Source organism: Sporosarcina sp. ANT_H38 (genome assembly GCF_008369195.1).
In the GTDB taxonomy this organism is placed as follows: Bacteria; Bacillota; Bacilli; order Bacillales_A; family Planococcaceae; genus Sporosarcina.
Map to the genome: position 1 here is coordinate 1683803 of NZ_VOBC01000001.1, position 13086 is coordinate 1696888.

A 13086-nucleotide genomic window follows, 5' to 3' on the forward strand; every position below is an offset into this window, starting at 1 on the left:
TTAGCGTGGATCTATAATCGGCATGACGAACTTCCAGTATACAGCTCCCCACACAGTAGCTGCAACTACAATGAAGATGAAAAGGAGGGTGTTGCGCTTTCTCAAATCCTCTCCTCCCGTCTTACTAATTGCAACGGTATGTCTAATCTGACAATGTCTTCATAGGTTTCCCGGCGAACGACAAGCTGATGTTCTCCATTTTCACAGAATACGACTGCCGGTTTCGGAAGGCGGTTGTAGTTACTAGCCATTGAGTAGCCATACGCACCTGTACAGAAAACAGCAATGATATCCCCTTCGGTTGGATTAGCGAGCTGAGCCTCTTCAATAAGCTTATCTCCGGATTCACAACATTTCCCTGCTATCGTCACTTTATCCACATGAGGCTCGTCCATACGATTTGCCGAAACAGCAGTATATTTTGCACCATACAATGCCGGGCGAATATTATCAGACATTCCGCCGTCAACTGCGACATATTTCCGAACACCAGGCACTTCTTTTGAACTGCCAGCAGTATAAAGAGTTGTACCTGCATCACCGACCAGCGATCTGCCTGGCTCAATCCAAATTTCTGGTACAGGGTAATTGTGGCTGCGCGTCATTGAAAGAACAACCGTCGCCATTTCTTCGACGTATACGGATGGTTCAAGCGGTTTGTCTTCTTCAGTATAACGAATACCAAATCCTCCACCTAAATTCAAAACTGTGCAGATGAATTCGTGATTATCGCGCCAAGCAACCATCTTATTCATGAGTGCCTCTGATGCTAAACGGAACGCATCTGTTTCGAATATTTGAGAGCCGATATGGCAATGCATACCTAACAAATTGATGTAAGGATGATTGTACAACTGAAGGAATGCCTCATCAGTCTGCCCATTTTTCAGATCAAATCCAAACTTCGAATCTTCCTGGCCAGTTGTAATGTAATCATGTGTAGATGCGTGTACACCTGGAGTCACTCGGATAAGCACGTTCATAGATTCTTTACGAGATTCAGCGATTTCTTTAACTAGTTCGATTTCAGAAAAATTATCAATGACGATACATCCTATTTTTTCATCGAAAGCATATTGTAATTCGGTAAAGCTTTTATTGTTGCCGTGGAAATGAATTCGATTGCGCGGGAAGTCCGCAGATACCGCTGTAAACAATTCCCCTCCCGAAACAACATCCAGAGAAAGTCCTTGTTGTTCGGCGATTTCATAGATAGCAATGGACGAAAATGCTTTACTCGCATAAGCGACTTGCGCGCGGATGCCCATAGTTTCAAATGTTTTCTTAAAGGCGCTTGCCCGTTCACGGAACAAGGCAATATCATAGACGTTAAGTGGTGTTCCATAAGTATGTGCAAGATCAACTGTATCCGAGCCACCTATTGTCAGATGTCCACGTTCGTTGACTGCTTGTGTTCCGTAAAAATGCATATTGCCTTCCCCTCTCAAATCAGATAACTAAAATTTTATCATATAAAGAAGGGTAGAGGCAATGATCTAAGAAACACGATCCCTATCTGGAGAGTCTGTAATGAACGGTCTAGGGGCATCTGTAGTCATTGGAAACCTAATAAGGATACGTAACATCGCCTGCGGGAAAAATGGTACAGCGGGCCATAAATACGGTACAGCCATTGGTTTCAGTGCACATAAATAATAGAAAAGTACGGCAACGGATAAGAAAAATCCGGGTGCCCCAAATAACGCAGTAGACAATAGAATACACACTCTGAAAATTTTTGTCGTAAGGCTTAATTCGTAAGAGGGAATAGAGAATGTAAAAATGGCGCTTACCGCCACATATAAAACAACTTCTGGTGTGAATAGACCAACGTCTATTGCGACTTGCCCAATGACAATCGCTGCAACAAGCCCCATCGCGGTCGACATCGGTGTCGGCGTGTGAATAGCTGCCATTCGAAGTATCTCGATTCCGCCATCTGCGATAAGAAGTTGTATAAGTAAGGGGATTTCGCCAGTATCATTCGGTCCAATATAACTAAGAAAATCAGGTAAGTATTGTTGATGCGTTGCAAGCAAGTACCAAAATGGTAAAAGAATAAGACTCATTGCAGCTGCAAAAAACCGAATTAACCTGACAATCGTTCCAATAAGGGGAGCCTGTCGATATTCTTCGGCATGTTGAAGATGATGAAACAATGGAGCTGGTGCAAGTATGACAGAGGGGGATGTATCCACGATGATTGCTATATGCCCTTCCAATAAATGTGCCGCACATATATCAGGTCGCTCCGTGAAACGAACGAATGGCATTGGATGAAAACGCTGTTTAAACAAAAATTCTTCTAGGGACTTATCAGTCATTGTCAGTCCATCGTGGCGAATGGCGTCCAGCCGGTCGCGGATATAAGTTAGATGTTCTTCACTTGCCGCCCCTTGCATGTAGGTGATAGATACATCTGTTTTTCCATTCATCGTCACTTTATGCATTTCGAACCGCAAGTTTTCTGTACGAAGCCGCCTTCTGATGAGCGCGGTATTTTGGATGATGTTCTCTGTAAATCCGTCTCTCGAACCTCTAACGACTTTTTCATTGTCAGGTTCTGCAGGCTGCCTGCCAGGATAAGATCGGATGTCAATTATAAAAGCATACCCATCAGGTGTGATGAAGGCTGCTTGTCCACTTAATAGCTCGGTCAGTAAATCGTTTTTATCTTTCACATTTGAAACGGCGTGATACGGAAAAAAGGAGAGGAACCGTTCCCCTCCATCTTCCTCGACTTCGTCCTCCCGTCCCCTATCTCCTTGCATTTGCGTCAACAAAGCCGTAATCGCATCACTGTCAATAAGTCCATTAATATAAAGGAGCAGAGCAGGCATATCCCAAAGATGCAATGTTCTGGCAGTAGCATCGAACGTCTTGTCTTTACCAAAACAGGTATAGAACCACTCTTCTCCTTCATTCTTCGATTGGAATAGCTTTTCCATTAGTTCAATCCGTCCTCACATTTACTATAATTTCTTCCGAATCAACGCCCATCCATAATTTCAATTGAGCTAAAATTTTCTTTTCCAGACGTGACACTTGGACTTGTGATATGCCAATTCTTTCTGCAATATCACTTTGCGTGCAATCAAGATAGTAGCGCATATAAATGATCGTTTGATCCCTTTTATTTAATTTGGAAATTACATCACGAAGCGGGATATGATCGAACACTCTTTCAGATCTATCATCTCGCAACTGATCCATCAGCGTTAAGCTATCCCCTTCACTTTCATATAACTGTTCATGAAGTGATGCAGGATCACGTAACGCATCAGATGCGAGAACGATATCGTCAACGGACACTTCTAAGACTGCTGCAACCTCTGAAATGGATGGAGATTTACCATGAAGTTTAATATAATCGTCGGTCGCATGTCGGATTTTGAAACTGAGCTCGCGGATAGACCGGCTCACTTTCACCATTCCATCATCCCTTAGAAAACGCTGAATTTCGCCGACAACCATTGGAACAGCATATGTCGAGAACTTCACCTCGTACGACAGATCGAATTTATCGATCGATTTCATAAGTCCAATGCAACCGATTTGAAACAAATCCTCAGGATCTGCGCCACGAGAAGCAAACCGCTGGACAATGGACCAGACAAGACGCGTATTTCCCTCAACCATCATCCTTCTCGCTTCTTTATCACCTTCTTGCGAAATTTTAATGAGTTCCCTCATCTTTTCTTGGGTCAACAATGCAGGTTTTAATTCAACGGATGCGTCCATGGGTCACCTCATTCTGCTTGCTTCCGGGACCGGAGAAAACGTTTTCTCGAACTTTACGACTGTTCCACTTCCTAATGCAGATTCGACTGACACTTTGTCGGCAAAACTTTCCATTATCGTAAATCCCATACCCGATCGCTCCATGAAGGGGCGCGTTGTAAACATAGGTTCCATCGCTTGATCCACGTCAAAAATGCCCATACCTTCATCTCGGACCGTCATCGTTACTTTGTTTCCTTCAATTACAGCACGGACAGTAACCATACTCTTTCCATCGCACTCGTAACCATGAATGATTGCATTCGTCACAGCTTCCGACACAATTGTCTTAAATTCTGAAATCTCTTCGATAGTCGGATCAAGAGGCGTGATAAAACAAGTCGTAGCCATTCTTGCCAGCGCTTCATTTTCCTCAATTGCGACGAATGATAACGTCATTTCATTGTTCATGCAAAACCCCTCCGATTTCCCCGATCGCTATTTCGACCGTGCAATGCCTTATATTTGGTCCAAGACCGGAAAATGTAAATATCTTCTCCATCGTCGAGGATGGATTTAAAATAAGTGTTTCTCCCTCCACAGGTGCTAAATCGCGCATCCTTCCAAGAATGAGCCCGATTCCTGCGCTATCCATGAATCCAAGCCTCGACAAATCCCATATAACCGCTCGGACTTGTCCACTGTAAATAGATGTAGAAATTTGAGATCTAATTCGATTTGCCTCATGGTTGTCTAATTCCCCTTGCAGTGTTGCAATTAAAACACCATTATCAATGATTTCGATGTCTGCCATGTTGAAACCCCTCCTTACAGCGAATTATTCCACATTCGAAGGGAAAAATCCTTACTCTAGACAGAACTAGTCATAGTCAGTGCAAAGTTCTTATGTTTCGACATTGCCCACTTCTGTTGAAAGTATGTACGTCTTCCATTCGATTTACACATCGGCAGAAAAAAGAAATTTTGTAGTTATGATTGGTTGGGGGTGGTTATAATTGGTCGGGGCTTGGTTATGCTCGGTCGGACTGCTGTTATGATTGGTCGGGGCTTGGTTATGCTCGATTTCTTAATTTCAAAAAGCTACCCTATCAACCAAATTCGGTTGATAGGGTAGCTTTGATTTTCAATTACTATTAACCCGTAATCATGTCACCAATGAGACGCGGGCTTTCCACTGCTTCTTTTCCAATGGAAATATGTTTTTGGATCAGTGTCATGGATTGTTCTACGTTTTCCGTATTCGAATGGATAATGGCAAGCGGTTCTCCTTCTAACACAGTATCCCCGATTTTTTTAGTAAGTACAATACCTACTGCAAGATCGATTTCATCATCTTTTGTCGCTCTACCCGCGCCCAGTAGCATCGCTGCAACGCCAATGTCATCAGCTTCCATCTTCGTTACATAACCCGATGATAGCGCAGGTACTTCAATCTGATATCTCGCTGTTGGCAATAGCGATGTATCATGAATAATTGCACCATTACCACCTTGCGCTTCAATCAGTTTGCCAAACAGTTCAAGTGCTGAACCATCAGCTATGACCGCTTTCAGCATATCCCTAGCTTCCTCAACTGAAGAAGCTTTTTCTCCTGCAACAATCATCTTGCTACCTAGAACAAGACAAAGTTCAGTCAAATCTTCAGGGCCATTCCCCTTGAGAGTCTCAACCGCTTCAATTACTTCAAGTGAGTTCCCAATTGCAAATCCTAAAGGCTGGCTCATATCAGAAATGACCGCCATCGTATTTCTACCGACTTGTTTACCAATTGCCACCATCGAATGAGCAAGTGCTCTTGCATCTTCTTCAGTTTTCATGAATGCACCGTCGCCCGTTTTCACATCGAGGACAATCGCATCTGCACCCGCAGCAATTTTCTTGCTCATAATTGAGCTGGCAATTAGCGGAATGCTATCGACAGTAGCCGTCACATCTCGCAAGGAATAGAGTTTTTTATCAGCCGGTGTCAAGTTGCCACTCTGACCAATGACCGCTAATTTCAAATCATTTACTTGCTTGACAAACTGTTCTTCAGTCAATTCGATATGGAACCCTTCTATCGCCTCGAGCTTGTCCAGTGTCCCTCCAGTATGTCCAAGACCCCTGCCACTCATTTTCGCGACAGGAACGCCGCACGCTGCCACGAGAGGGACCAAGATTAATGTCGTAGTATCGCCAACTCCACCTGTCGAATGCTTATCTACTTTAATCCCTTCGATTGCTGATAAATCAATCTGATCTCCAGACTCAACCATCGCCATCGTCAAGTATCCTTGTTCTTCAGCAGTCATTCCTTTGAAATAAATCGCCATAAGAAACGCACTCGCTTGATAATCCGGGATAGAACCTTCTGTATAGCCATTTACAAAAAAAGTGATTTCTTCTTTTGTAAGTACTTCACCGTTCCGTTTTTTCTCAATAACATCTACCATTCTGAACAAATTCATCACGCCTTTCCCGCTAATAAATTCAAGAAACTCTTGCCGAATTCAGGCATTTTCACATTAAAGTTTTCCGCGATTGTAGCACCAATATCAGAGAAGGTCTCGTTCATTGGCATTTCCCCACCAGTTTTGAATGAAGGCGAATAGACGAGGAGTGGGACATATTCCCGCGTATGATCCGTACCCGGATAGGTTGGATCATTGCCATGATCCGCTGTTAGGATAAGCAAATCGTCATCGCGTAGCAATTCAAAGATTTCAGGCAATCTTGCATCAAATTCTTGTAGTGCATTCCCGTAACCTATCGGATCTCTCCGATGTCCAAATAACGCATCAAAATCGACTAGATTCGTGAAGCTGAGGCCCACGAAGTCTTTTTTCATAACATCCAGTAATTTGTCAACACCATCCATATTGCTCACCGTTCGAACTGTTTCTGTAATACCTTCACCGTTAAAAATATCAGCAATTTTGCCAATTGCCATTACATTATAATCGGCAGAAACTAATTCGTTCATAACAGTACGATTGAATGGTTTGAGTGCGTAATCATGGCGATTCGTTGTGCGTGTAAAATTACCCGGCTCTCCAACGAAAGGACGCGCAATGATGCGACCGACTAGAAATTCCGGTTCCAACGTCAACTCACGTGCGATTTCACAAATCCGGTATTGTTCTTCAATCGGGATGATCCCTTCATGCGCAGCAATTTGCAGCACAGGATCTGCTGAAGTATAAACAATAATTGCGCCAGTTTCCATATGCTGTTGTCCAAACTCATCGATAATTGCAGTTCCACTAGCCGGTTTATTTCCAATAACTTTACGTCCTATTCGTCGTTCAAGTTCGGCAATCAAATCCTGCGGGAAACCGTTTGGATATACTTTAAATGGCTTGTCAATGTTAAGACCCATGATCTCCCAATGACCTGTCATCGTATCTTTTCCTACAGATGCCTCCTGCATTTTACCGTAATAAGCGCTTGGTTCAATTGCAGCAGCGATACCATTAATTTCACTGATATTGGAAAGTCCCAGTTTGCCCATGTTCGGCATATGTAGTCCTCCCATTGCTTCTCCGATATGTCCCAGTGTATCTGCACCTGTATCGCCGAAAATATGTGCATCTGGTGATTCTCCGATGCCCACAGAATCTAGCACAATTAGATGTACGCGTTTAAATTGTTGTTTCCCCATATGTTAGTCCTCCTTAAAATAAGCTGTTCTGTAGAAGTCTATGCCCTTGGATGGAATTTCACATAGACTTCTTTCAACCTTGAACGGCTGACGTGTGTATAAATTTGTGTTGTAGAAATATCAGCGTGACCAAGCATTTCCTGTACCGCACGCAGATCCGCTCCATTTTCGATAAGATGCGTTGCGAACGTATGACGCAAGATATGTGGTGTCAGTTCTTTCTGTATACCCGCTTTTAGGGCATGTCCATTCAACAGTTTCCAACAACCCTGTCTCGTAAGTCTAGTACCCCTCATATTTACGAATAATGCTTCGGCACCTTTTTGTTTTTCGGTAAAAATTGGCCGCGCTTCCTCGATGTAGCGTAAACAAGCCGTAATGGATTTTCCCCCGAGAGGGATAATTCTTTCTTTCCCACCTTTACCGAAGACACGGACGAATCCCATGGAGAGATGAATATCATCCATATTAAGTCCGATTAGTTCACTTACACGCATACCCGTCCCATACAATATTTCAAGTAGCGCAGTATCTCTGATACCCTGTGGCTTTGATCGATCTGGCGCCTCGATAAGTCTATCTACTTCGTCCAATGATAATACACGAGGCAATTTCTGTTCAAGTTTCGGCAGTTCTAAATGGACAGTAGGATCTTGGGTCGTTACCTTTTCCCGAAGAAGAAACTGATGAAATGAACGGATTGATGAAATATGTCTAGACACAGTCCGAGCTGATTTTCCGCCTTCTTTCAATTGATGTAAATGACCGACTACGACAGCACGATCTACATCATCAATTGATTCATAGCCTACCTGTTCCATAAAGTCCATGTATTCATCAAGATCACGCTTGTAGGAAGTAATTGTATTTCCTGACAGCTGTCGCTCCACTTTTAGGAAGTGTATGTAATCTTCAAGTGCAAGACGTGCGTTTTTCATAACCAGAGGGAATCAGAAAAACAGTTTCCATCTGCTTTCAACTTTAACAAATCCCTTCCCCCTTTCGGTGATAACAGATTTATGTAAAACGACAAAAGGGACAGCATTATGCTATCCCTCTTGTCATTCTTCACTATCATCCGCATCAGAAATACATCTTTTGCAAATACCGTGAAATGTTAACCAATGGTCTTTAATAGCGAATTCAAAACGACTTTCAACGATCTTTTCAACATCTCCGAGAAGATCCTCCTGAATTTCATCCACTGTTCCACATTTGATGCATATTAGATGATGATGGAAATGAGCAGCACCTTCCTGCCGCAAATCATATCTTGATACGCCGTCTCCAAAATTAATTTTATCGACTACTTTAAGATCAGTTAGCAATTCCAGCGTGCGATATACGGTAGCAAGCCCGATTTCCGGTGCTTTCTCTTTGACTAGCAAAAATACATCTTCAGCACTCAGATGATCTTCCTCATGCTCAAGGAGGACCAAAACCGTCGCTTCACGCTGAGGTGTCAGCTTGTAGCTGGCCCCATGCAATTGTTTTTTTATCCGATCGATTCGGCTCTCCATACGACGCCCCCCTCAAACTGTATCCATTATAACAAATGGACTTTCCTTATGACAACAGAAAGGGGGCGAACAGATAATTAAAGAAGAACATATTCTATTTCAAAATGAATTGAAAGACGATGATTTCGATAGCAATCACCGCAATCGACATGCCTATTATCGTCGGTAAAGCACGTGTATTGGGTATACTCGATTTCTTCCCAATCGTTGAACGCATAAAATAAGGTGGACTGAGAATTGCACAATATACAAGAAATAAGAAACAAATAAGGAATTGGAACGGAAACCACCAGATTGCATACTCCATCATTTTCATGCCTGAACCAAGTAGATAGGCAGATGACATGCCGAACAGAACACATTTTACTGCTCCAAAAAACAATACGGTGAATCGCGTTTTTCTGAATGACGCCAACGCAAAGGTAATTACGAAAAATAAAGCCGACGTTCCAACGGGTCTAATATACCCTGCATCATGGCCTTGAACGACTCGGGCATCATAGAAAGAAATTACTCTCTCTACTCCTGTCGCAGACATCTCACGAAACAAGAGCGCCCCACCGATATAGCTGATGGCAAGAATGACAAATAAGTGGATGAACGATAAAGAACGGACCATTGCTGCACCTCCGCATAGTTTACCCCGCATTAACGGGCAGGCCGACTAGAAACGTGACGTCCTGTACGTCATAAGACTCCCATTCAAGGTTTGGCGTAAGAAGAAATTGTAAATGGGAGTCAACTGCCCGTAAAAACACGATTGGTTCAATATATGCTTGTCCGTTCTAATTTAGGTCACTTTGATAAAAGGTTTTTGACATAAAGAACAGCGAACGCAGTTTTTGCATCGTAAATTTTTCCTGACACAACCATTTCTTGCGCTTCTTCAAGTGTCACTTCTAGTAGACCTATGAATTCATCTTCATCCCCTGCAGCAGGGTTTTCTATTTTATACAGATTTTGTGCTAGATACATATGAATTACTTCATCTGCAAAACCAGGAGACGTTGCGAAGGACTGGATGTAGGTGAATTCTTTCGCACCGTACCCCGTTTCTTCTTCCAGCTCGCGGACCGCGGTCACTGCCGGTTCCTCTCCCGGATCTATTTTCCCCGCCGGAATTTCAATAAGTGTCCGTTCCAGCGCTTTTCGATATTGTTCAACGAGCACAATTTTCCCATCAGCAGTAATCGGAATGACGGAAACTGCCCCCGGATGTTTGATCAATTCACGTGTCGCTTTCTTGCCATCAGGAAGTTCTACCTCCTCAATACGGAGTGTGATAATTTTTCCTTTATAAAGAGTTTCTCCTGAAATGGTTTTTTCTTCATATTTATTCATCATTTTCAACCCTTTCTTATAGAATTTCTGATTCCATCATTGTACCATGGACAAAACAGGAGGTGCTTTCATGAAGAAAAGAGAGTTAGGTAAAAGCGGTCTATACGTTTCCGAAATCGGACTCGGTTGCATGTCTCTGCCAGATGATTTGGCTACATCAAAAACCATCGTCGACGCAGCAATTCACGCAGGCATCAATTACTTTGATACAGCCGATTTATATAGTGGCGGTATAAATGAAGAAATTCTAGGGTCGGCGCTGAAAGGAAAACGGAAGGACATAATCCTCGCTACGAAAGCCGGTAACAAAATGAACTCTGATGGTAATGGATGGACATGGGATTCATCTAAAGAGCATATTATGGAGGCCGTCAAAAATAGCCTATTACGCATCGGGACAGATTATATCGATGTCTATCAGCTCCATGGTGGGACAATGGAGGACAATGTAGAGGACACCATTGATGCATTTGAAAGCTTAAAAAAAGACGGGCTTATTCGGCAATACGGTATTTCATCGATTCGTCCAAATGTTATAAAGCGATTCTTGGATACTAGTTCAGCAGTCTCTGTCATGATGCAATATAATCTGCTTGACCGTAGACCAGAAGAATGGTTTCCACTGATCAGCGAGGCTGGTGCCTCTGTCATTACGCGAGGGACCATTGCCAAAGGATTTTTGACAGATGAAGGATTGGCTAGAGCAGAAAAAGCGAATGGATTTGTTGACTATAATGCTAGTGAACTTACACGTACAGTCGAAGCGCTTAGTGAACTATCAGAAGACTTACATGCAACAGCGATTGCTTTCGTACTACGTGATCAAACTGTCGCCTCCGCTCTCATAGGCGCGAGGACGACTAAGCAATTGGTCGATTCCATCATTGCTTACGAGAAAAAAGCGACAGACGAAGAAATCAAACAGCTAGAGAGTATTGCGAAAATACACAACTACAATGAGCATCGCGTTTGATTCTCGGCTAAAGGAGCAAACATCAACTAATTACGCTGAATCTAAGTACTGTCTCTCAGTATCAAGGCGTTTCTTACTGTACAGAGGCCGCCCATCCTGTTATGACCGGCATGGAGCTCGTTATGCTCGCCAAGGGCACACTTATGACCGCCAAGGCTTCAATTATGATCGGCATCTGTCGTATTATGCTCGCCACGGGTTACTAGCACAAAAAAGGAGCTACAAACCACTAGGGTTTAAGCTCCTTTTTCAATGTAATAATATGTAACTAACTCACTTAAAAGATTCCATCTTCGTTAGCTCGTAGAAGTATTTTTCCAGACCTATCGACACCTACCACTGCACTTGCTTGCCACCCACGTGCAAATCGACAATGCCAACCAAAGCCGCACCCGTTAGTTGAATAAGAAAATTCTTAATCGACCTTTAACTTTATAGCTCTCGTTGTAATAAAAGTTTTAATATGCTTGTCTAAAATCCTTGTTCCACCAAAATCATCTTCATAAAAACCTGAAATAACAAACCCTGCTTCAATTTGCCCTTGAATTTGGTCTTCCAATGTATGTGCATACTCTATTGTTTGACTTGAATTTATATAATCTTGAACTTCATCCTCTAGCAAATGATCCAATGTCGAAGAAGGTATGGAATGTTTAACATCAAGAATACCTTTTCTTTCTTGGTTATCGTCAAAAATCCATAATAAAGGATTAGTAAATCCAGCAATTAAAATACCTCTATCTTTTAAAACTCTTGAAACTTCCTTCCATACTAGATGAACATCTTTCACAAATAAATTAGAAACAGGATGAACAACCATATCAAAATATTCATCTTCAAAGTCACTTAGGTCTGACATATCACCTTGTACCGTTTTTAAAGTTAGTCCATCACGTTTAGCTACATTTTCATCTTGCTGCAATTGCTTTTTAGATATATCAGTAACTGTTACATCTGCTCCGGCCGCAGCTAAAATTGGTCCTTGTTGCCCTCCACCAGATGCTAAACAAAGTATTTTTAATCCATCTAAAGATTTCGGAAACCAATTTCTTGGAACCGACTTTTCAGTAGTTACAGTAATTTCCCATTCACCATATTTACTTTTTTCAATAATTTCGCTACTTACAGATTGGGTGTATCTAGACCCCTCTTCAACTTTCTTATCCCAAGCGTTACTGTTTTGCTTTGTTGTATCCATTGTAAGACCTCCTATTTTGGCTAGGTTGCTTTTGTGTCACCTTTATAAAGCAAACTGCCGGTTAGTGCAAGAAGGGTTAACGGGGGCTCTAGTGTTTATTTATTACTTTTGGATGCACTCTTCTGAAGGGTGTAATGATAAAACTTTTGGTTTTCAATTTCAATTTCTCCCAAATAATTAAATCCACTTTTTTGAATAACTCTATTTGAACTTACATTTCGAGTTAAAACAATGGCATTTAAAAGATCCACATTTGTTTTATCAAATAAGTAGTTAATCAATCCTTTTACTGCTTTTGTTGTATATCCTCTATTTCTATAGCGCTTTGAAATAGCATAACTAATCTCTCTATTAGGGACAGGTAGCTCTTCTTTAATTCCCGTATTGCAAAAACCTATAAACTCACCAGTTTCCTTTAAAATAATCCCTAATTTCAAAAAATTACATTCTTCAATAGTAGGCACTGCTGATAAAAAATCTTTATTTGACGGGATTTCATAACTTGTTACCCAGTCTAAACGTTGTTCTTTTGTTGAAGTCCAATCTGCTAAAAATTCATTAACTTCAGATTGTGAAGTGATTTCATAAATGGCATCAACATCTTCAACACTAAATTCTCTTAGTAAAATTTCTCCACAGTCTATTGTAAATAAGTCGTTCATGTTTCAATATA

General features: G+C 41.9%; 14 protein-coding genes and 1 pseudogene. 1 reads left to right on the forward strand and 14 read right to left on the reverse strand.

Annotation, left to right across the window (positions count from 1 at the left end; translation table 11 throughout):
* Nucleotides 1–101: 101 nt before the first annotated feature.
* The 11 genes from lysA to FQ087_RS08060 form a co-directional block, all read right to left on the reverse strand.
* Nucleotides 102–1430, reverse strand: coding sequence for a diaminopimelate decarboxylase (lysA, locus tag FQ087_RS08010; protein WP_149579941.1), 1329 nt, complete (start codon nucleotides 1428–1430; stop codon nucleotides 102–104).
* Nucleotides 1431–1496: 66 nt separating this feature from the next.
* On the reverse strand, nucleotides 1497–2948 hold the full coding sequence (locus FQ087_RS08015) for a spore germination protein (RefSeq protein WP_149579942.1): 1452 nt from the start codon (nucleotides 2946–2948) through the stop codon (nucleotides 1497–1499).
* A gap of 4 nt (nucleotides 2949–2952) precedes the next feature.
* Entirely contained in the window at nucleotides 2953–3741 is a 789-nt protein-coding gene (locus FQ087_RS08020; RefSeq protein WP_149579943.1) for a SigF/SigG family RNA polymerase sporulation sigma factor, read from the reverse strand.
* Between the two features lie 3 nt (nucleotides 3742–3744).
* Nucleotides 3745–4191: an anti-sigma F factor gene (gene spoIIAB / locus FQ087_RS08025; RefSeq protein WP_149579944.1), complete on the reverse strand. Its 447-nt coding sequence runs from the start codon at nucleotides 4189–4191 to the stop codon at nucleotides 3745–3747.
* On the reverse strand, nucleotides 4181–4534 hold the full coding sequence (locus FQ087_RS08030) for an anti-sigma factor antagonist (RefSeq protein WP_149579945.1): 354 nt from the start codon (nucleotides 4532–4534) through the stop codon (nucleotides 4181–4183). The genes spoIIAB and FQ087_RS08030 overlap by 11 nt, the downstream gene beginning before the upstream one ends.
* A gap of 340 nt (nucleotides 4535–4874) precedes the next feature.
* Nucleotides 4875–6188, reverse strand: coding sequence for a pyrimidine-nucleoside phosphorylase (locus FQ087_RS08035; protein WP_149579946.1), 1314 nt, complete (start codon nucleotides 6186–6188; stop codon nucleotides 4875–4877).
* Nucleotides 6188–7381, reverse strand: coding sequence for a phosphopentomutase (gene deoB, locus FQ087_RS08040; protein ID WP_149579947.1), 1194 nt, complete (start codon nucleotides 7379–7381; stop codon nucleotides 6188–6190). The genes FQ087_RS08035 and deoB overlap by 1 nt, the downstream gene beginning before the upstream one ends.
* A gap of 38 nt (nucleotides 7382–7419) precedes the next feature.
* Nucleotides 7420–8319: a site-specific tyrosine recombinase XerD gene (gene xerD / locus FQ087_RS08045; RefSeq protein ID WP_149579948.1), complete on the reverse strand. Its 900-nt coding sequence runs from the start codon at nucleotides 8317–8319 to the stop codon at nucleotides 7420–7422.
* Nucleotides 8320–8442: 123 nt separating this feature from the next.
* On the reverse strand, nucleotides 8443–8901 hold the full coding sequence (fur, locus tag FQ087_RS08050; RefSeq protein WP_149579949.1) for a ferric iron uptake transcriptional regulator: 459 nt from the start codon (nucleotides 8899–8901) through the stop codon (nucleotides 8443–8445).
* 94 nt (nucleotides 8902–8995) lie between these two features.
* Nucleotides 8996–9520 carry a hypothetical protein gene (locus FQ087_RS08055; RefSeq protein ID WP_149579950.1) on the reverse strand — a complete coding sequence of 175 codons (525 nt, stop codon included), beginning with the start codon at nucleotides 9518–9520 and terminating at the stop codon, nucleotides 8996–8998.
* A gap of 176 nt (nucleotides 9521–9696) precedes the next feature.
* The gene (locus tag FQ087_RS08060; RefSeq protein ID WP_149580808.1) at nucleotides 9697–10242 is read right to left on the reverse strand and encodes an NUDIX domain-containing protein; all 546 of its coding nucleotides are present in this window, start codon (nucleotides 10240–10242) and stop codon (nucleotides 9697–9699) included.
* A 70-nt stretch (nucleotides 10243–10312) separates the two neighbouring features.
* On the opposite strand from FQ087_RS08060, the gene FQ087_RS08065 reads away from it, so the two are divergent.
* Nucleotides 10313–11215: an aldo/keto reductase gene (locus FQ087_RS08065; protein ID WP_149579951.1), complete on the forward strand. Its 903-nt coding sequence runs from the start codon at nucleotides 10313–10315 to the stop codon at nucleotides 11213–11215.
* Between the two features lie 292 nt (nucleotides 11216–11507).
* Here FQ087_RS08065 and FQ087_RS22950 read toward each other — a convergent pair.
* The 3 genes and pseudogenes from FQ087_RS22950 to FQ087_RS08080 form a co-directional block, all read right to left on the reverse strand.
* A pseudogene (locus tag FQ087_RS22950) lies at nucleotides 11508–11609 on the reverse strand (class I SAM-dependent methyltransferase); the annotation flags it as partial.
* 21 nt (nucleotides 11610–11630) lie between these two features.
* Nucleotides 11631–12413, reverse strand: coding sequence for a class I SAM-dependent methyltransferase (locus FQ087_RS08075; RefSeq protein ID WP_149579952.1), 783 nt, complete (start codon nucleotides 12411–12413; stop codon nucleotides 11631–11633).
* Between the two features lie 95 nt (nucleotides 12414–12508).
* Entirely contained in the window at nucleotides 12509–13075 is a 567-nt protein-coding gene (locus tag FQ087_RS08080) for a GNAT family N-acetyltransferase (RefSeq protein WP_149579953.1), read from the reverse strand.
* Nucleotides 13076–13086 lie beyond the last annotated feature (11 nt).